This is a genomic window from Rhodococcus sp. 14-2470-1a (genome assembly GCF_002259425.1).
GTDB classification, from domain to species: domain Bacteria; phylum Actinomycetota; class Actinomycetes; order Mycobacteriales; family Mycobacteriaceae; genus Rhodococcoides; species Rhodococcoides fascians_E.
The window spans coordinates 170,583-189,128 of the sequence record NZ_NPFZ01000029.1 but is presented as its reverse complement, the minus strand read 5'-3'; the positions used below and the strand labels follow the sequence as shown (position 1 = coordinate 189,128).

Annotated in this window: 19 protein-coding genes and 2 tRNA genes; 8 read left to right on the top strand and 13 right to left on the bottom strand. The window is 64.2% G+C overall.

Features of this window, described 5'->3' with window-relative positions:
• The first annotated feature begins 2 nt into the window (after positions 1–2).
• A complete protein-coding gene (locus CH292_RS18525; protein WP_094626415.1) occupies positions 3–836 on the top strand; it encodes an N-acyl homoserine lactonase family protein in 834 nt (277 codons plus the stop codon).
• Between the two features lie 69 nt (positions 837–905).
• Here the strand turns inward: CH292_RS18525 and clpX are convergent, their stop codons facing one another.
• The 5 genes from clpX to CH292_RS18500 all read right to left on the bottom strand — a co-directional run bounded on the left by clpX (position 906) and on the right by CH292_RS18500 (position 5,553).
• Positions 906–2,186 carry an ATP-dependent Clp protease ATP-binding subunit ClpX gene (clpX, locus tag CH292_RS18520; protein ID WP_026347736.1) on the bottom strand — a complete coding sequence of 427 codons (1,281 nt, stop codon included), beginning with the start codon at positions 2,184–2,186 and terminating at the stop codon, positions 906–908.
• A 343-nt stretch (positions 2,187–2,529) separates the two neighbouring features.
• A complete protein-coding gene (locus tag CH292_RS18515) occupies positions 2,530–3,171 on the bottom strand; it encodes an ATP-dependent Clp protease proteolytic subunit (RefSeq protein WP_019664749.1) in 642 nt (213 codons plus the stop codon).
• Between the two features lie 48 nt (positions 3,172–3,219).
• Complete coding sequence (locus CH292_RS18510; RefSeq protein ID WP_019664750.1) at positions 3,220–3,870, bottom strand: ATP-dependent Clp protease proteolytic subunit; 651 nt, start codon at positions 3,868–3,870, stop codon at positions 3,220–3,222.
• An 82-nt stretch (positions 3,871–3,952) separates the two neighbouring features.
• Entirely contained in the window at positions 3,953–5,329 is a 1,377-nt protein-coding gene (tig, locus tag CH292_RS18505) for a trigger factor (protein WP_019664751.1), read from the bottom strand.
• Positions 5,330–5,479: 150 nt separating this feature from the next.
• A tRNA-Pro gene (locus tag CH292_RS18500) sits at positions 5,480–5,553 on the bottom strand.
• Between the two features lie 201 nt (positions 5,554–5,754).
• Between CH292_RS18500 and CH292_RS18495 the strand changes: the two genes are divergently transcribed.
• Positions 5,755–5,828: transfer RNA gene (locus CH292_RS18495), tRNA-Gly, on the top strand.
• 96 nt (positions 5,829–5,924) lie between these two features.
• Here CH292_RS18495 and CH292_RS18490 read toward each other — a convergent pair.
• A complete protein-coding gene (locus CH292_RS18490; protein ID WP_019664752.1) occupies positions 5,925–6,677 on the bottom strand; it encodes a maleylpyruvate isomerase family mycothiol-dependent enzyme in 753 nt (250 codons plus the stop codon).
• 128 nt (positions 6,678–6,805) lie between these two features.
• On the opposite strand from CH292_RS18490, the gene CH292_RS18485 reads away from it, so the two are divergent.
• A complete protein-coding gene (locus CH292_RS18485) occupies positions 6,806–7,612 on the top strand; it encodes a hypothetical protein (RefSeq protein WP_020111680.1) in 807 nt (268 codons plus the stop codon).
• A gap of 42 nt (positions 7,613–7,654) precedes the next feature.
• Here the strand turns inward: CH292_RS18485 and CH292_RS18480 are convergent, their stop codons facing one another.
• Both CH292_RS18480 and CH292_RS18475 read right to left on the bottom strand, forming a co-directional pair.
• Positions 7,655–8,452, bottom strand: coding sequence for an Fpg/Nei family DNA glycosylase (locus tag CH292_RS18480; protein WP_094655421.1), 798 nt, complete (start codon positions 8,450–8,452; stop codon positions 7,655–7,657).
• A gap of 3 nt (positions 8,453–8,455) precedes the next feature.
• Complete coding sequence (locus CH292_RS18475; RefSeq protein ID WP_019664755.1) at positions 8,456–8,947, bottom strand: ribose-5-phosphate isomerase; 492 nt, start codon at positions 8,945–8,947, stop codon at positions 8,456–8,458.
• 16 nt (positions 8,948–8,963) lie between these two features.
• Between CH292_RS18475 and CH292_RS18470 the strand changes: the two genes are divergently transcribed.
• Positions 8,964–9,641, top strand: coding sequence for a DUF429 domain-containing protein (locus CH292_RS18470; protein ID WP_094655420.1), 678 nt, complete (start codon positions 8,964–8,966; stop codon positions 9,639–9,641).
• Between the two features lie 72 nt (positions 9,642–9,713).
• Here CH292_RS18470 and CH292_RS18465 read toward each other — a convergent pair whose 3' ends face one another.
• Positions 9,714–10,331, bottom strand: a complete 618-nt coding sequence (locus CH292_RS18465; protein WP_094655547.1) for a DsbA family protein — start codon at positions 10,329–10,331, stop codon at positions 9,714–9,716.
• A 162-nt stretch (positions 10,332–10,493) separates the two neighbouring features.
• Between CH292_RS18465 and pepN the strand changes: the two genes are divergently transcribed.
• The gene (gene pepN / locus CH292_RS18460; protein ID WP_094655546.1) at positions 10,494–13,070 is read left to right on the top strand and encodes an aminopeptidase N; all 2,577 of its coding nucleotides are present in this window, start codon (positions 10,494–10,496) and stop codon (positions 13,068–13,070) included.
• Between the two features lie 75 nt (positions 13,071–13,145).
• Here the strand turns inward: pepN and CH292_RS18455 are convergent, their stop codons facing one another.
• The 3 genes from CH292_RS18455 to CH292_RS18445 form a co-directional block, all read right to left on the bottom strand.
• Positions 13,146–13,622, bottom strand: a complete 477-nt coding sequence (locus CH292_RS18455) for a DUF5130 family protein (RefSeq protein ID WP_019664759.1) — start codon at positions 13,620–13,622, stop codon at positions 13,146–13,148.
• Positions 13,609–13,863, bottom strand: coding sequence for a hypothetical protein (locus CH292_RS18450; RefSeq protein WP_019664760.1), 255 nt, complete (start codon positions 13,861–13,863; stop codon positions 13,609–13,611). Before CH292_RS18450 ends, CH292_RS18455 begins: the two co-directional genes overlap by 14 nt.
• 72 nt (positions 13,864–13,935) lie before the next feature.
• Positions 13,936–14,463, bottom strand: a complete 528-nt coding sequence (locus CH292_RS18445) for an HNH endonuclease (protein ID WP_020111685.1) — start codon at positions 14,461–14,463, stop codon at positions 13,936–13,938.
• A 331-nt stretch (positions 14,464–14,794) separates the two neighbouring features.
• Here CH292_RS18445 and CH292_RS18440 point away from each other — a divergent pair, with 331 nt between their 5' ends.
• Positions 14,795–15,769 (top strand): mechanosensitive ion channel family protein, encoded by a 975-nt coding sequence (locus tag CH292_RS18440; protein ID WP_020111686.1) that lies wholly within the window; start codon positions 14,795–14,797, stop codon positions 15,767–15,769.
• 52 nt (positions 15,770–15,821) lie between these two features.
• Complete coding sequence (locus tag CH292_RS18435; protein WP_094626408.1) at positions 15,822–16,217, top strand: globin; 396 nt, start codon at positions 15,822–15,824, stop codon at positions 16,215–16,217.
• Between the two features lie 10 nt (positions 16,218–16,227).
• On the opposite strand, the gene CH292_RS18430 is transcribed toward CH292_RS18435, so the two are convergent.
• Positions 16,228–16,716 (bottom strand): cupin domain-containing protein, encoded by a 489-nt coding sequence (locus tag CH292_RS18430; protein ID WP_019664764.1) that lies wholly within the window; start codon positions 16,714–16,716, stop codon positions 16,228–16,230.
• A 240-nt stretch (positions 16,717–16,956) separates the two neighbouring features.
• On the opposite strand from CH292_RS18430, the gene CH292_RS18425 reads away from it, so the two are divergent.
• On the top strand, positions 16,957–18,540 hold the full coding sequence (locus tag CH292_RS18425; protein WP_094655419.1) for an alpha-amylase family glycosyl hydrolase: 1,584 nt from the start codon (positions 16,957–16,959) through the stop codon (positions 18,538–18,540).
• The last annotated feature ends 6 nt before the right edge of the window (positions 18,541–18,546 follow it).

Below are 18,546 nucleotides of genomic sequence, written 5' to 3'. Positions count from 1 at the left end.
TCATGACGAGCTTCCACCACACCTCCCCGACGGCGGCCGCGATCCGGCCGTCGTCGGACGAGCACTTCCGTCTCTACGCGGTGCAGTACGCATCGCGAACCGGTACACGCGAGCAACATTTCCACTACTGCGACGGGCGAGGGCAGGAACCACACCCGACGGCGTACTACGTGTGGCTGGCCGTCTCCGCATCGCACACGATCCTCATCGATGCCGGAATCTCGCCCGAGACCGCCGCAGGGATGGACGGCCTGAACTACCACGGTTCGCCGCTGGAACTCGTTGCAGCACTGGGCATTGCCGCCGATCGGATCGACCTGTCGATCCTCACGCACCTGCACTACGACCACACCGGAATCGTCGCGGACCTCCCCGAGGCACGATACGTCCTTCAAGCCGACGAGCTCGAGTACTGGACCGGCCCATGGGCACGTCGGATCGTTCGCGAACAGTGGCTGAACTCGGAAAAGGATGTTGCACACCTGCGTTCGGTCGGCGACCGGCTGCAACTCGTCGACGGTGACGCGGAGCTCCTACCGGGCATATCCGTACACCGCGTCGGTGGTCACACGGCCGGAATGCAGGTGGTGCGCGTCAAGACAGCCGACGGATACGCTGTCGTCGCCTCGGACGCGAGCCACTTCTACGAGAACATCGAGAACGACTCACCGTTCGCGATCCTTCACGACATTCCAGGCATGTACTACGCGTTCGACCGAATCAACGAACTCGCGGATTCTCCGAGCCTGGTGGTTCCAGGACACGATCCCGAGGTGGCCGAGCGCCACGCCCTGCTCGACGCATATCCCGACGCGCACGCGTTCATGATCGGCTGAGCGACAGAATTCACGAAGAAGGCCCGGTCGGATTCGACCGGGCCTTTCTCGTCTGTCGCTTGTTCCGCGCTACGCGGACTTGTCGCGGCGCTCGGGACGTTCCGGCTTGCGCGGAACGATAGTCGGGAGCACGTTATCGTTCACTGTCTCGGACGTGACGACGACCTTCGCCACGTCGTCACGGCTCGGGATGTCGAACATCACGGGGTTGAGCACCTCTTCGAGGATGGCGCGCAGGCCACGAGCACCGGTGCCGCGCAGGATCGCCTGGTCCGCTATGGCTTCGAGTGCGTCCTTCGTGAACTCCAACTCCACGTTGTCCATGTCGAACAAGCGGCTGTACTGCTTGACCAGAGCGTTCTTCGGCTCGGACAGGATGGTGACGAGCGAGTCCTTGTCCAGGTTGGTCACCGACGCCACGACGGGGAGGCGTCCGATGAACTCCGGGATCAACCCGAACTTGATCAGATCCTCCGGCATCACCTCGGCGAAGTGATCCTGCGTGTCGATCTCTGCCTTCGAGCGGACCTCGGCGCCGAAGCCGAGTCCACGCTTGCCGACACGATCCGACACGATCTTCTCCAACCCAGCGAAAGCGCCGGCCACGATGAAGAGCACATTGGTGGTGTCGATCTGAATGAATTCCTGATGGGGGTGCTTGCGGCCACCCTGGGGCGGGACGCTTGCCTGCGTACCCTCGAGAATCTTCAGCAGCGCCTGCTGAACACCCTCGCCGGACACGTCGCGGGTGATGGACGGGTTCTCGCTCTTGCGGGCGATCTTGTCGACCTCGTCGATGTAGATGATGCCCGTCTCGGCGCGCTTGACGTCGTAGTCGGCGGCCTGGATGAGCTTCAGCAGGATGTTCTCGACGTCTTCACCGACGTACCCTGCCTCCGTCAACGCGGTGGCGTCGGCGATCGCGAACGGGACGTTGAGCATCTTCGCCAGCGTCTGGGCGAGATAGGTCTTGCCGCACCCGGTGGGGCCGAGCATCAGAATGTTCGACTTCGCCAGTTCGACGCTCTCGCCGCGGCCGTCGCGCGCTTTGTCTCCGGCCTGGATGCGCTTGTAGTGGTTGTAGACGGCCACAGCAAGCGTGCGCTTGGCCGTGTCCTGTCCGATCACGTAGTTCTCGAGAAAGTCACGGATCTCGGAGGGCTTGGGCAGGTCGTCGAGCTTGACCTCGCTCGACTCCGCGAGCTCCTCCTCGATGATCTCGTTGCACAGGTCGATGCACTCGTCGCAGATGTACACCCCAGGACCTGCGATGAGCTTCTTGACCTGCTTTTGGCTCTTTCCGCAGAACGAGCATTTCAGCAGATCGCCACCGTCACCGATGCGTGCCATGTTCGAGGTTCCTACTTCCTTGTCCGCGTCTGGCCGTGCGACACCCAACGGATGCCGACCCGACCGTGAGCAACTTCTCGATCGACAGCGCCTGAGCCCTGATGCGACCGTACCCGTGATCCGGAGATCAGGGCGAGTTGTTTCCGGTGATTCGTCGTCCGAATTCTCGCGGAACTCGGGAACCGACTCTCACCACAGCGCTACCGACCCACCGCAGCACTGTCCATTTGTCGCCTCGATGGCCTCGAAGCGTTACCTCGGCCCCCGCTCGACGAGTACCGGAGGCCGAGATCGACTCGACCCCCGGCCTCCGTGCCGCGTCCTGCGAAGATACCCGCTGCCGCTACTTCTGTGCGGACAACTTGCGGTACTCGAACACCGTGTCGATGATTCCGTATTCCTTCGCCTGCTCGGCGGTCAGAATCTTGTCGCGGTCGGTGTCCTTGCGAATGACATCGGGGTCCTTGCCGGTGTGGCGTCCGAGCGTGGTCTCCATCAAGCGACGCATGCGCTCGATCTCGGCCGCCTGGATCTCGAGGTCGGACACCTGGCCCTGAATTCCACCGCTGGCCGGCTGGTGGATCAGAACGCGAGCGTTCGGGAGAGCTGCGCGCTTGCCCGGCGTTCCCGCTGCGAGCAGCACTGCTGCCGCGGAGGCGGCCTGACCGAGGCACACCGTCGCGACGTCGGCACGCACGTACTGCATCGTGTCGTAGATCGCCATCAGCGAGGTGAACGATCCACCGGGCGAGTTGATGTACATCGTGATGTCGCGGTCGGGGTCGAGGCCCTCGAGCACGAGCAGCTGAGCCATGATGTCGTTCGCGGACGCGTCGTCGACCTGAACGCCGAGGAAGATGATGCGTTCCTCGAACAGCTTGTTGTACGGGTTGGACTCCTTGACGCCGTAGCTGGAGTGCTCGACGAAGGACGGCAGGATGTACCGCGAGGACGGCATCTGAGTGGGATCGAACAAGTTGGTCATCGTTTCTCCAAGAAGTGAGGTTTCGAGGGACGGAGTTCGAAGGGCGATCTACTCGCCGACTCCGCCTGCCTGCCGTGCGCGCGAGACGACGTGGTCCACGAAGCCGTATTCCTTCGCTGCTGCGGCCGTGAACCAGCGGTCACGATCGGAGTCCTCGGTGATCTGCTCGACGGTCTGTCCGGTGTGCAGCGCGATCAGCTCCGCCATTTCGCGCTTGGTGTGAGCGAACTGCTCGGCCATGATCGCGATGTCGCTGGCACTACCACCGATACCGGCGGACGGCTGGTGCATCATGATCCGCGCGTGCGGGAGTGCGTAGCGCTTGCCCTTGGCGCCTGCCGACAACAGGAACTGACCCATCGACGCGGCGAGACCCATTCCGTAGGTGGCCACGTCGCACTCGGCGAATTCCATCGTGTCGAAGATCGCCATACCTGCGGTCACCGAACCACCGGGCGAGTTGATGTAGAGCGAGATGTCGCGTGTGGGGTCCTCCGCCGACAGCAGGAGGATCTGTGCGCAGAGCTTGTTCGCAATGTCATCGTCGACCTGAGTACCGAGGAAGATGATGCGATTCTGAAGCAGACGCTCGTACACCGAGTCGCTGAGATTCAGGCCGGAAGCGGCCGAAGTCATGACGGGACTCTGCTGGTGCGAAGCCGCCGGATTCTGAACAGTCACGGTACCTGCCTTTTCCATACTGATCGTTGGTTCCTGATACAGACACTAACGAAAGACGGCGGCCCCGGAGTCCCGGAACCGCCGTCGTTCGCTGTCAGCGTTACTTCTCTTGTTCACCCTCGGCAGAATCGCCTGCTGCAGGCTCTTCTGCGTCTGCGGGGCTACCGAAAAGCTCGGAGGTGTCGACCGAAGCACCAGTGGTGTCGGTGACGTTCACGCGGTCGACGACGGATGCGAGCGCCTTGCCGCGACGCACGTCGGCGAAGACTGCACCGAGCTGGTTGGCCTGCTGGACCTGCTGGATGAACTCTTCCGGCGAGATGCCGTAGCGCTGCGCCTGGAAGATGATCCGCTCGGTCAGCTCGTCCTGGCCGACCTGCGTGCCTTCCGCTTCGGCGATGGCATCGAGCAGCAGCTGGGTGCGAACCGACTTCTCGGCCGCTTCCTTGACGTCCTTGTCGAACTCCTCGCGACTCGAACCCTGCGACTCGAGCAGCTCGGCAAGCTTGGCCTCGTCGTGGTCGAGACCGTGAATGGCCTCGTGCACCTGGTTGTCGACCTCGGCCTTGACGACGGCCTCGGGAGCCGGGACCTCGACGGTCTCGAGAAGCGTCTCGAGAACCTTGTCGCGGATCTGACCGGCCTGCTCGACCTTCTTGACCCGCTCGACGCGCGTCTTCAGGTCGGCGAGGAGCTCGTCGAGAGTGTCGAATTCGCTGGCAAGCTGCGCGAACTCGTCGTCGGCCTCGGGAAGCTCGCGCTCCTTGACCGAGACCACCTTGACGGTGACGACTGCTTCCTTGCCCGCGTAGTCGCCCGCGACCAGCGTGGAGGTGAAGTCCTTGGACTCGTCGACCGACACACCGACGATGGCGTCGTCGAGGCCTTCGATGAGCTGACCCGAACCGACCTCGTGCGACAGGCCGTTGGCCGACGCCTCCTCCACGGTCTCGCCGTCGACGGTCGCGGACAGATCGATGGACACGAAGTCACCGGACTGGACCGGGCGATCGACACCGGTGAGGGTGCCGAAGCGCTGACGCAGGGACTGGAGCTGCTCGTCGACTGCCTCGTCGGTGATCTCGAGCGGATCGACCTCGACCGAGATGGTCGAGTAGTCGGGCAGCGCAATCTCCGGACGAATGTCGACCTCGGCGGTGAACGTCAGCTCGTCGCCGTCCTCGATCTTGGTGATCTCGATGTCCGGCTGGCCGATGACCTTGATCTGCTCGGCGCTGACGGCCTCGGAGTACCGGGCGGGGAGAGCGTCGTTGACGACCTGCTCGAGCACTGCGCCACGACCGACCCGTGCTTCGAGAAGCTTGGCCGGAGCCTTGCCCGGACGGAATCCGGGGAGGCGGATCTGCTGGGCAAGTGCCTTGTAGGCGCGGTCGAAATCAGGCTTGAGCTCCTCGAAGGGCACCTCAACGTTGATACGGACTCGCGTCGGGCTGAGCTGCTCGACGGTGCTCTTCACGGGACATGCTCCTTCTGGTGGTCGTGCTGTGCTGTCGGTCCGATTCACCGTCACTCGCTGACATACCGCGACCAAGTGCGACGGCGAACCAGCGGCGAAGTGAACCACTCGGCGAAACCGGGCCCCTTCGAGGACCCGGTCTCATCTTTGTCGGGGTGACAGGAATTGAACCTGCGACCCTCCGCTCCCAAAGCGGATGCGCTACCAAGCTGCGCCACACCCCGTCTTACCGACGCTGTTCAAGCCGCCCGCCGATCAACTTACAGGCTCCATTGAACAGCAGACACCAGCGGTACCCGTGGGCGGGCCACCGCATCCGTCTCGACAGACTCTACATGCAGGCAATTTGTATTCTCGATCCGAGGTTATGTAGAGTTTCGAATCGCAAGCGGCGCCGATGGCGATCCCATCAACGTCGCATGCACGCCGATGTAGCTCAATGGTAGAGCCCCTGTCTTCCAAACAGGCTACGCGAGTTCGATTCTCGTCATCGGCTCCAGAAATAGCCCGCCGATCGCACTGCGATCGGCGGGCTTTTTCGTGTTCGCTCCCCTTCGCTGGAATGTCACCGACGGGCGCGCCGGCACCGAAATCTCTACAGCCGAACACCGTCGTACAGCGCCTCTGCCACCGACCGGTCGCCGACGACGTCGAGCACATTCAGCGGGCGCCTGCGCCACACTGCGAGCATCAGATTCTCTGCCGAACCGCGCAGGGCGACGTCGCCTTTGCGGTGCTCGTGCGTGACCGTCACCCGGTCACCGCCGAAGTCGAGGAACAGTTCCATGGCAGTGTCGTCGACGGTATGCAGATGGACGGTGCGGCCCGCGAGTTGTGGAAGTTGTTCCAGCGGAACCCTTGTCAGGAAGTCCTCGGCCCATTCGACTACTCCGTCGGCCGCGCTCTCGGGATCGAGTGGATCGGGCTCTGCTCCCCCGCGGATGTGAATTCCGTTCTGCGCATCGAATCGATGCACGACGATTTCGTGCAACTGGCGCCGAATCCAGTAGTCGGCGGTGCCCGGGCCCGCCCACGTCGGGACGGCGCGATCGAGCGGCGCGTCGCGGTAGGCGTCGAGCGCGAGGGAGGCGGACTCGCGGTACTCGTCCACTACCCGAGGTCCGCGTTCGGGCTTCTCCACCGCAGCAAGCACATTCGCCATTCCGCCGTCGGCAGGCGCATCCAACGCGGACCTCGCCATTCGATGGACGAACGTGACGTGTCGAATCAACTTCTCGACGGTCCAGTCCGGCATGGTCGGGACGTCGGCGCTGACGTCGTCCAGCGACACCGCCCCCATCCTCGAGCATTCGAGTTCCAGCACTTCCAACTGACGTTCGGGGGTCATAGTCTCGATCGAAGCACGTCGGACGGTACGCCCGCGCATCGATCGGCACGCGTATCGTGAAAAGTGTCCGATTTGTCCTGAGGCGATCGGGCACGTGCCTGAAAAATTCCCACAAGGAAGCGGTAACAGTGGAAGCTCTCTTACTCGTCGTCGTCATCGTCGCAGCAGTCGTGTTCCTGGTCGTCCGCAGTCAGAAGAACGCGGCGGCGAAGTCGGCCAGCACACTGGAGGACGCCAAGGCAGATGCTCGCCAGTCCATCGAGCGGCTCGGCGGGCAGGTCTACAACCTGATCGGCAGCGACACCGCGTCCAAGCAGGCACTCGCCGACGCGTCGGAGCGCAACATCGCGGCCGGATCGCAGATCGACCAGGCCAAGACGGTCGAGCAGGCACGGCTGGCCAAGCAGACTGCGCTGGAAGGTCTGTACTACATCCGCGCGGCGCGGATCGCGATGGGCATGGACCCCGGTCCGGAAATTCAGGGCATCGACGGCCAGAAGTCCGCGGGTCAGGTCACCGAGGACCGCAAGGTCGAGTTCGAGGGCCGCAACGTCGAGGCCTCGCCCAATCCGTCGGACCGCACGCCCAACTACTACCCCGGCGGCAAGGTCGCCGGCCGTCCCGTGCCGGCCGGCTGGTACTCCGAGCCGTGGTGGCGCCCCGCCCTCGTCGCGGGCGCCTGGGGCGTCGGATCGATGTTCCTGTTCTCGGCGATGTTCTCGGGAATGGCAGGAGTCGGCTACGGCGAACAGGAGTTCGCGAGCGGAGCCGGTGACGGTTCGGAAGGCGGCGGCGCCGACAACGGCGAGTTCGGCGACTCGGGTGACGCCGGTGGCGAGGAGTACGGCGCCATGGACGGCGGCGGCGACTCGTTCGGTGGAGATTCGTTCGGCGGGGACGGCGGCGGAATGTTCGACGGCGGGTTCGACTTCTGACGTCCCGGCTCGCTCGCCCTACCGTCTTGCTCGCCTGACCGTCTAGCTCGCCTGACAGACAGGGCACCAGAACAGATTTCGCGCCTGCATCACCGAATGCAGAATCTCGGCTCCACAGATTCGACACGGACGCCCCGCCCTGCGATACACGTAGGTGCGGGGTCGTTTCGGAGCGTAACCGGAATCTCCGTGGTCGTCCTCTGGTCGGATCGTGATGATCCTGCCGCGTCGTACACCGATCTTCATCAGGTCGACCAGGTCCAACCAGATCGCGTCCCATTCACTTCGATCCATGTCCTTACCCGGACGCATCGGGTTGATCTCGTGCCGGTACAGGATCTCCGCTCGGTACACGTTGCCGACTCCGGCGAGGACCTTCTGATCCATCAGAAGTGTGCCGATCGGCGTCCTCGATCTGGAGATGCGATCCCACGCTCGATCGGGATCGGCGTCCTTCCGGATCGGATCCGGACCGAGTCGACTCAGCAGAGCGTCGACCTGCTGCTCCGTATAGATTTCACAGGCTGTCGGCCCGCGCAGATCGGTACCGAAAGCCTCGCCCACCATCCTCAATCGAACGGCACCGACCGGTTCCTTCATCGGCAGCGTCTGATCGGTGAACTTTCCGTACAGACCGAGGTGGATGTGCACGATCAGGTCCGACTCGTAGCGATGCAGCAAGTGCTTGCCCCAGGCCTCGGCCCTCACGAGCACCAGGCCGTCGACCAACGCGGCCCCCGAGGTGAACCGCCCTTGCGGGCTGCTCACCTCGACGGGCGCGCCGGCGAATCTACGCTGATGCAGCCGCGCGAGGCGGTGCAGCGTATGCCCTTCGGGCATCGATCAGGAGCCGTCGAACTTCTGTCCGCCCGGGACGTCGGGTGCGTCGCCGCTCCGCTCGTACTCCGACAGAATGTCGATACGACGCTGGTGCCGCTCCTCGCCGGAGAACGGGGTTCCGAGGAAGGCATCGACTATCGCGAGAGCCTCCGGAAGGGTGTGCATGCGTCCGCCTATACCGATCAGCTGAGCATCGTTGTGCTCGCGCGCGAGCTGCGCGGTCTCGACGCTCCACGCGAGTGCGCACCGGGCACCGGGGACCTTGTTGGCCGCGATCTGCTCGCCGTTGCCGGAGCCTCCGAGGACGAGGCCGCGGCTACCTGGATCGGCGACGACCCGTCGTGCCGCGTCGATGCAGAAGGCCGGGTAGTCGTCGACGGCGTCGTATTCGAAAGCGCCGCAGTCGACGGGCTCGTGCCCGGTCGCGGTGAGGTGTTCGATGATCTGGTTCTTGAATTCGAGGCCGGCATGGTCCGCACCCAGGTATACGCGCATGCATAGAGTCTGACAGGTGGGATTTCAGGGACGAAAAACGGTCGCCGGAGTCGACGGCGCCAAAGGCAAGTGGGTTGTGGCACTGTTCGACGGCCAGGATCTGCAGATGTCCGTCGAGCCCGACGTGCAGGCGGTGCTGGTCGCGACACGTCGGTGCGACGTCGTCGGGGTCGACATGCCGTTGTCGTTGCCCGAGAGCGGGTACCGGACCAGTGAGCTGGAAGCGAAGAGTTTTCTCGGGCGGGCGCGATCGTCGATCTTCCATACACCGGTACGCGCTGTTCTCGACACGACGACCTACGAGGAAGCGTGCGCAGTGTCCAGACGAATCACCGGCAAGGCGATCAGCAAACAGACCTGGTATCTGATGTCCTCGGTCCGGCAGTGGCAGGACGTGTCCTTCGACCCCGAGCGGGTGGTGGAAGTGCACCCGGAATGCTCGTTTCGGCACATGGCACCGGATACGTCGTTCGTGTCGAAGAAGTCCGCGCGTGGCGTCGGCCAGCGTCTGAGCGCACTGTCCACGTGGCTCGATCCGGTGTCCGTACACGACGCCATGGCATCACTGCCGGTCGAGCCCGCAGCCGACGACGCGCTCGACGCCGCCGCGGCTGCCTGGTCCGCGTGGCGTTTCAGCCGTGGGAAGCACCGATACTTCGGTACGTCCGACGGCGTCGATCGCATCGTTGCCTGACCCGCTGTGAGCGAAAATGCATGTCCTGAACTCGAGCAGTAAGACCTGACCGACATTTCCGCTCACCTGGGGTCAGTCGAACTCGGGGTCTTCGTGACGGGTGCGCTTGAGCTCGAAGAAGTGCGGATACGACGCGAAGATGACCGAGGCGTCCCACAGCTTTCCGGCTTCCTCGCCGCGCGGGATGCGGGAGAGGACGGGCCCGAAGAACGCGACACCGTTGACGTGAATCGTGGGCGTTCCGACGTCGGGACCGACCTTGTCCATGCCCGCGTGGTGGCTGGTGCGCAGCGCTTCGTCGTACTCGGTGCTGTCGGCTGCCTTCGCCAACTCAGCAGGCAGACCCAGTTCCGCGAGGGACTGCTCGATCACCTCGGGGAAATTCTTGTTGCCTCCGTTGTGGATACGGGTACCGAGTGCCGTGTAGAGCGGCGACAGGATTTCGTCGCCCTTCTCCTGGGCCGCGGTGATGGCGACTCGCACGGGTCCCCATGCCGTCTTCATCATCTCGGCGTACTGCTCGGGGAGGTCGCGGCCCTCGTTGAGGACTGCGAGCGACATGACGTGGAAGTTGACGTCGATGTCGCGGACCTTCTCGACCTCCAGAATCCACCGCGACGTGATCCAACACCATGGGCACAGGGGGTCGAACCAGAAATCGGCGGTGTCCTTCTGTCCGCTGCCGCTCACGTGAAGCTCCTTCGTGTCGAGATACGAGTGGGTGTCGACCGAGAACAACCCAGGATGCGGCAGAACAATTCCGCGCCGCGTCCCTACGCAAGCATGCCCGACCCGCGCCGTGATGGGATGGTGTCATCACACGATCCCTACTCGAGAAGGTGCATGACTGACGTGGTTGCTCCCAACCTGACACGCGATCAAGCTGCCGCACGGTCGACCGTGCTCGGCAATTCCACCTATTCGATCGTCCTGGACCTCACCGACGGGTCCGGCAATCCCAGTGAGAAGACGTTCCTGTCGACGACGACCATTGCGTTCGCGGCACAGGCGGGCGCATCGACGTTCGTCGACATCGTCGCCGACGGCATCAGATCCGCCACTCTGAACGGGGTGGACCTCGACGTTTCGGGCTACGACGAGGAGACGGGGATAGCGCTCGACGACCTCGCCGAGGACAACGAACTCGTCGTCGTCGCAGACTGTGTCTATTCCCACACCGGTGAGGGTCTGCACCGGTTCGTCGACCCGTCCGACGGCTCGGTGTATCTCTACTCTCAGTTCGAGACGGCGGATGCCAAGCGGATGTTCGCCTGCTTCGACCAGCCGGATCTGAAGGCGACATTCGATCTGAAGGTCACCGCTCCGGACAGCTGGACGGTCATCTCCAACGCTGCGCATGCCGCGGAACCCGCTGCCGGAGAACACGTTTTCGACACCACCCCACTGATGAGCACGTATCTGGTGGCGCTGATCGCCGGCCCGTACGCGGAGTGGACGGATTCCTACACCGACGAGCACGGCACCATCCCGCTCGGAATCTACTGCCGCGCATCGCTTGCCGAGCACATGGATCACGAGAGGTTGTTCACCGAGACCAAGCAGGGATTCGGTTTCTACCACGCCAACTTCGGCACCCCCTACGCGTTCGGCAAGTACGACCAGTTGTTCGTGCCCGAGTTCAACGCGGGCGCAATGGAGAACGCGGGCGCCGTCACCTTCCTGGAGGACTACGTCTTCCGCTCCAAGGTCACCCGATACTCCTACGAGCGCCGCGCCGAAACGGTTCTGCACGAGATGGCGCACATGTGGTTCGGCGACCTCGTGACGATGACGTGGTGGGACGACCTGTGGCTCAACGAGTCGTTCGCGACGTTCGCATCGGTCCTGTGCCAATCCGAGGCCACCGAGTACACCAACGCATGGACCACGTTCGCCAACGTCGAGAAGTCGTGGGCCTACCGGCAGGATCAGCTGCCGTCGACACACCCCATCGCAGCCGACATTCCCGATCTGGCCGCGGTCGAGGTCAACTTCGACGGCATCACGTACGCCAAGGGTGCGAGCGTTCTGAAGCAACTCGTCGCTTATGTCGGCAAGGAGGATTTCCTCGCCGGCCTGCGTGCGTACTTCGTCGACCACGCCTTCGGCAACGCCACGTTCTCCGACCTCCTCACCGCACTGGAGCGGTCGTCCGGTCGGGACCTGTCGGATTGGGGCAGCCAATGGCTCCGCACGACCGGACTCAACACCCTGAGCCCTGACTTCGACGTCGACGCAGACGGCAAGTTCACCCGCTTCGCGGTGAAGCAGAGCGGCGCAGCACCCGGCGCAGGCGAGCATCGAGTGCACCGGATCGCAATCGGCATCTACGACGACGGAGACGACGGCAAGCTGGTGCGTACCGAGCGTGTCGAGATCGACCTGGAGGCGTCGGACAGCACCGACGTTCCGTCACTGGTGGGTGTGTCGCGGGGCAAGCTTGTTCTCGTCAACGACGACGACCTCACCTACTGCGCCGTGCGTCTCGATCCGGAGTCTCTCGACGTTCTGCTCGCCCGTATCGGCGACATCGCGGAATCACTCCCCCGCACCCTTGCGTGGTCGGCCGCGTGGGAGATGACTCGCCAGGCCGAGATGCGTGCACGCGATTTCGTCGCGCTCGTTCAGCGCGGTATCGGTGCGGAGACGGAGGTCGGCGTCGTGCAGCGTCTGCTCCTCCAGGCGCAGACGGCCATCACGAGCTACGCCGAGCCGCAGTGGGCGCAGGAGCACGGTCAGCCCGAGTTCGCGGACACGCTCCTCGAGCTCGCGCGCGCCGCCGACGCAGGCTCGGACCACCAGCTGGCGTTCGTCAACTCGCTGACCGGTTCGGCCTTGTCCGACAGGCATGTCGCGGTGTTGCGCGGCCTCCTGGACGGCGACGTCGACGGCCAGGAGCTCGGCGGTCTCGAGGTGGATACCGACCTGCGTTGGCGTCTGGTGTCGGCGCTCGCTGCAGCAGGTGCGATCGACAGCGACGGCATCGAGTCGCCCGAGATCGACGCCGAGGCCGCCCGCGACAACACTGCGGCCGGAGCTCGTTCGGCAGCCGCTGCGCGTGCCGTTCGGCCGAGCAGCGAGGTCAAGGAACACGCATGGACGACGGTCGTCGACGACGATTCCGTCCCCAACATCACCGCGCGATCGATCATCGGTGGGTTCGCCGGACCGGGACAGGGCGAGCTCCTCGAGCCGTACGTGTCGCGGTACTTCGACTCGATCGAGGGCGTGTGGTCGAGGCGGTCCAGCGAGGTCGCGCAGACCGTGGTGGTCGGGCTGTACCCCTCCTGGTCGATCAGTGCGGACTCGGTCGCGGCTGCGGATGCGTTCTTGGAGAAGGATCTGCCTCCCGCGCTGCGGCGTCTGGTGATCGAGGGACGCGCGGGCATCGTGCGCTCGCTCGCGGCCCGCGAGTTCGACGTGACGTAAGCACCGCGCTGGAAACAAGAAGAAGGCGCCGCCCGGGGTTTCGGGCGGCGCCTTCTTCGTGTCGATTCGATACGGCTACGGGCTCACGATGGCGGCGGCCATGACACGAACCGCGCTGACCAGTCCGTCGATGAGGTTGCCGTCACGGAACGGCCCCGTTGCGGCAGTGATGCCGAGCTGCGCCACCCGGTCGGTCGCGCGATCCGAGACACGGCGTCCGGTGCGGATCTCGATGCCCTTGTGGTTCGGGTCCACGGCGATCAGCACGGAACGAATTGCGTCCGGTGTTCCGGGGAAGACCGCGTCTGCACCTGCGGCGACGTCCTCACCCAGGTCTCCGAGGTAGACGTTGAAGCGAATCTGCGTCGCCCGGGTCGCCTCGGTCAGTGCGACGTCGAGGGACACGAGGTCCTGCGTGGCGAACGGAAGGTGCGCCGGGCTGGCCGTTCCGAACTCGTGAGCACCCGACACGCGTCCGCTGGACGTCAGAGCCGAGCCGTAGGGCAGGTCCTCCGCGTCGATGTCACTCTTGACCAGTTCACCACTTGCCACTTGCCGACCCTCCGATCGAATCTGCAGCGGATGCATGCGAATCGCCGTGGCCGCCACCGTGCGGTGTCACCTCGTCGGTCGCGCTCCACAGAATTGGTTCACGTGTCCATTCGTCGGTCAACCGGTACGGGGTGATGTCCAGACCCGGCTGCCTTTCCCCCACGTAGGACAACGCTCCGATGATTCCGATGATCGCAGCCGGAATCACCCCGAAGATCAGGATCGTCTCGAGAATGCTCACAGGGTGTGAGATTAGTCGACTTTTCACCCCGAAGCGACAGCGGGGCCGGTCGGATCGATTCGAGACCGGCCGCTACGCCGCGCCCTCACCCAGGTACGCCAACCAGGACGGATCGAGTTCCTTGTTGCTGGCGAGCAAACGCCAGTGCGGCCCCTTCGGTGGAACGAGTTGCGCGCGCAGAGTCCATCCCAGCTCACTGAGCATTTTGTCTGCTTTGCGATGGTTGCACGAGGCGCAGCACGCAACGCAGTTCTCCCACGAGTGCTCGCCCCCACGACTCCGCGGGATGACGTGGTCCACGGTTTCCGCTTTGGCGCCGCAGTACGCGCACCGGAAACGATCTCTGTGCATCAGCGCAGCCCTCGTCATCGGCACGCGAGCCCGGTACGGCACTCGAACGAACGTCCTCAGACGAATAACCGAGGGCACTTGAACGGAGAAGTCGGCGGATCGAATGTATGGACCGGAGGGGTCGTCGTGGACGACGTCGGCCTTGTTGCACACAAGCAGTACCACTGCGCGACGCATCGGCAGCGCGGTCAAGGGCTCGAAAGTGGCGTTCAGAAGCAGCACTCGGCGCTTGACCCAGGCAGGAACCATGTTGTCGCTGGGAGACACCGTCTCGCCAGGAGAAACGACATGTAGTGGAGACGCCCCCGATATCCGTTCCCGCTGGTCTGCGGTGTCATGGACATCGATGGGCGGGAGTTGTCGGTGTCGGTGTTGCTTGTTCTTCACTTCGGTTCTCCCAAAAGCGTCGGCGTCCGCGCATGGCTTGCGCGGAACACGTGTCACAGTGGAACACGAAAACGCCGGGTCTGCACACCCCTTTTCCGGATCGCGGTGATGACCGATCGGTGAACTCACAGCCAACGAGCAGGTCCGCTACCAGCACGGTGGCGAGAATCCGCGCCTTCCGTAGACTCTGCAAGTGTCTGTATTCGAATCGAACTCATCGACCTACCTGACGGGCTCGTCTCTCGACACACGTGCCTTCGAACTGACCGAAACCGGTCGAGACTGGCTGGTGGACAGACCTTTACAGGTTCTCGGCTACCTTGCGCTCGCGGTGGTCCTCCGACTCGTACTGCACAAACTGATCGACCGTTTCACCAGTCGCAGCGGATCGGCGTCGGACAAGGCGCCTGCGCTTCTTCGACCACTGCGCGAGCGTGCACCGTCGACGCTGCAGAGCTCGATCCTCTCCGAACGCCGTCGCCAACGCGCCAAGACCATCGGCTCGGTCCTCAAGTCCGGCGTGTCCGTCGTCATTCTGACGTGGTTCGTACTGTCTGTGCTCGACGTGGTCGGAGTGAACGTCACCCCGTTCATCGCCTCCGCGGGCATCGTCGGAGTGGCGCTCGGCTTCGGTGCGCAGAATCTCGTCCGCGACTTCCTCTCCGGAATCTTCATGCTGCTCGAAGACCAGTACGGCGTCGGTGATGTCGTCGATCTCGGCGAAGCAGTGGGCACGGTCGAAAGCGTCGGACTGCGCGTGACGACGATCCGCGACGTCAACGGCACCGTCTGGTACTGCCGCAACGGCGAGGTCCTTCGCGTGGGAAACATGAGTCAAGGTTTCGCGGTGGCGGTTCTCGACCTGCCCGTCGCGCACACTGCCAATCTCGACGAGGCCTGCGAGGTGGCCGAGAAGGCGACGCTCGACGTCGTCGAATCGGGGGCGTTCGCGGAGGATTTGCTCGGGGATCCCGAGATGCTCGGCGTCAACGCCGTGAGCGCCGACACGGTCACCATCCGCATCACCGTCAAGACCAGGCCCGGGATGCAGTGGGCGGTGCAGCGACGGCTCCACCGCGAGATTCTCCAGGCCTTCGACGACGCCGGAATTCAGGCCCCGTACCCGCAAGGCCGACCGGCCGGCGCGATCGTCGACCTGGCAAAGTAGGCACCACCCGGCCGCACCCCGCCCGACCTCGAACGACTGGAGAGAAGCACCGATGACCGAACCGCAACAGACCTTCTACGACGCGGTCGGTGGTGCGGACACGTTCTACAAGCTGACGGCCAAGTTCTACGAGGAAGTGGCGAAGGACGACGTCGTGCGACCGCTCTACCCCGAGGAAGACCTGGGGCCTGCGGAGCGACGCATGCGAATGTTTCTCGAACAGTACTGGGGAGGACCGCGCACCTACTCGGACGAACGCGGGCACCCTCGCCTCCGCATGCGGCACTCGCCGTTCCACATCGGCCCGATCGAGCGGGACGCATGGCTGCGGTGCATGCACACTGCCATCGCGTCGATAGACGATTCCGTCCTCGACGCCACGCACCGGGCACAGTTGGTCGACTACATGGAGATGGCAGCCAACTCCATGGTCAACTCGTCGTTCTAGGAACCGGTCCTCACAGACGAGGCGCAGATCCCTCGCGCTGCGCGGTCGTCGGCTGGGCGGCGCTGCGCCCGAGTCCCTTCGCCCGTCGGAGTGCGCCACGCACGTTGCCGGCGAACTTCAGGGCGAGCAGGAGCGAGCCGGGAAGATGCTGGCGAAGAATTGCGTGCTTGCGGACGTAGTCCTGGACGTGCCACTCGGACCAGGTGCCGGCGCGGAACAGCGCCGCATCGCCGGCCACCAGCGTGCGTTCAGGATGGTCGTCGGACGAGACCGTCACCGAGCCGTCCATGATGTGCACGATCTCGTCGACCGAGAAGTACCAGCGGAAGCGACCGGCCGTGCAGTCCCACACGTTGGTGGTGGTCGTCCCGTCGATGCTGCGTGACCACTCGGCCACGCGGGCGCGCGGTTCGCCCTCGAGGATCCAGTCCGGATCGATGGGACTGTCCTGCAGAAGCACTTCACTCAAACGGACTGCTTCGATCGACTGCTCGGCCATGTGATTCCTCGTGCTCCTCGTTCCGGTTCGACGGGTACGGTACCTCATCAATCGGACAAAGCGGCTGTTTTCGGGAGAGAAACCGGGGAAACGGTATGCCTTCCCGGGCGTCGCTCGCATGTCCGCCCGGGCGTGAGCCCGCATCTTGGCCGGTCGTGAGCCCCCAGCCCTACGAGGTGACGAAGATCAACCCGGTCCCTGATCGAGGTCGAGCGTCCGCGTTTGGCAGACTTGACCGTTGTGACCGATCGACTCGAACCTCAGCCCGAACCGTGGTGGAAGGACGCGATCTTCTATCAGATCTACCCGCGTTCGTTCGCCGATTCCAACGGCGACGGCGTCGGTGATCTCGGCGGCGTTCGGGACAAGCTCGGCTACCTCGAACTACTCGGAATCGACGCGATCTGGCTGAGCCCGATCATGAAGTCACCGATGGCGGACCACGGGTACGACGTGTCCGACCCGAGAGCTATCGACCCCCTGTTCGGTGACCTCGCGGTGATGGATTCGCTGATCGAAGAGGCACACGCGCGCGACATCAAGGTCACCATGGACCTGGTGCCCAACCACACGAGCGACCGACATCCGTGGTTCGTCGCAGCGCTCGACTCGGCTCCCGGAAGTCCGGAACGAGCCCGCTACATCTTCCGCGACGGCAAGGGACCCGGCGGCTCCGAGCCGCCGAACAACTGGCCGAGTATCTTCGGCGGCCCCGCATGGACCCGCATTCGCGAAGCCGACGGAACGCCGGGACAGTGGTATCTGCACATCTTCGCGGCCGAACAACCCGATCTCGACTGGACCAACCCCGAGGTTTCCGAGGACTTGGCCACGACGCTGCGCTTCTGGTTGGACCGGGGAGTCGACGGCTTCCGGATCGACGTCGCACACGGAATGGCCAAGCCCGAAGGCCTTCCGAACATGAGCCTGGAAACGAACGAGCTCATGAAGAACGACGACACCGATCCACGGTTCAACAATCCGGCCGTGCACGAGATACACCGTGGTATCCGAAAGATCATGGACGAATACCCGGGCTCGACGACGGTCGGTGAAATCTGGGTGCAGGACAACGTCAGGTTCAGTGAATACATTCGCCCCGACGAGCTGCACCTCGGCTTCAACTTCCGCCTGGCCGAAGCCGAGTTCGACGCAGCAGCCATTCGAAACGCAGTGTCCAACTCGTTGGACGCGGTGGCCCTCGTCGACGGCACCCCGACGTGGACGCTGTCCAACCACGACGTCGTCCGCGAAGTCACTCGCTACGGCGGAGGCACCCGCGGCACAGCCCGCGCCAGGGCGATGATTCTGCTCGAATTGGCGCTGCCAGGAACGGTGTTCGTCTACAACGGCGCCGAACTGGGCCTTCCCAACGTCGACCTGCCCGACGAATCCTTGCAGGACCCGGTGTGGGAGCGCTCCGGCCACACCGAGCGTGGCCGAGACGGATGCCGTGTTCCCCTCCCGTGGGAAGGAACCGAGCCGCCGTTCGCGTTCAGTTCGTCCCCGGCGACCTGGCTGCCGATGCCCACGGAATGGTCGTCGCTCACGGTGGAAGAACAGCTCGAAGACGTCGACTCCATGCTGAGCCTGTACCGGTCGGCCTTCGAACTCCGCGCACTGCGGCCGGAATTCGCCGGAACCGGAGTGGATTGGTACGGCAGCCCACCCGGATGCCTTGCGTTCCGACGACCGGGCGGGCTGATCTGCGCCCTCAACGCGACCGACGTTCCGATCCCCCTCCCGCCGGGCGAGGTCCTGATGTCCAGCGCGCCTCTCGTCGACGGGCAACTTCCCGCCGACGCCGCAGCGTGGTTGGTCTAGAGCCGT

What these genes read in the sequence shown, in the direction of transcription:
- CH292_RS18445 (WP_020111685.1), bottom strand. Translation starts at nt 14,463, where the DNA reads ATGGTTCCTGCCTGGGTCAAGCGCCGAGTGCTGCTTCTGAACGCCACT.
- CH292_RS18430 (WP_019664764.1), bottom strand. Translation starts at nt 16,716, where the DNA reads ATGGCCGAGCAGTCGATCGAAGCAGTCCGTTTGAGTGAAGTGCTTCTG.
- clpX (WP_026347736.1), bottom strand. Translation starts at nt 2,186, where the DNA reads ATGGCACGCATCGGTGACGGTGGCGATCTGCTGAAATGCTCGTTCTGC.
- CH292_RS18475 (WP_019664755.1), bottom strand. Translation starts at nt 8,947, where the DNA reads ATGCGCGTATACCTGGGTGCGGACCATGCCGGCCTCGAATTCAAGAAC.
- CH292_RS18525 (WP_094626415.1), top strand. Translation starts at nt 3, where the DNA reads ATGACGAGCTTCCACCACACCTCCCCGACGGCGGCCGCGATCCGGCCG.
- CH292_RS18510 (WP_019664750.1), bottom strand. Translation starts at nt 3,870, where the DNA reads ATGGAAAAGGCAGGTACCGTGACTGTTCAGAATCCGGCGGCTTCGCAC.
- CH292_RS18515 (WP_019664749.1), bottom strand. Translation starts at nt 3,171, where the DNA reads ATGACCAACTTGTTCGATCCCACTCAGATGCCGTCCTCGCGGTACATC.
- CH292_RS18490 (WP_019664752.1), bottom strand. Translation starts at nt 6,677, where the DNA reads ATGACCCCCGAACGTCAGTTGGAAGTGCTGGAACTCGAATGCTCGAGG.
- CH292_RS18435 (WP_094626408.1), top strand. Translation starts at nt 15,822, where the DNA reads ATGACCGAACCGCAACAGACCTTCTACGACGCGGTCGGTGGTGCGGAC.
- CH292_RS18480 (WP_094655421.1), bottom strand. Translation starts at nt 8,452, where the DNA reads ATGCCCGAAGGGCATACGCTGCACCGCCTCGCGCGGCTGCATCAGCGT.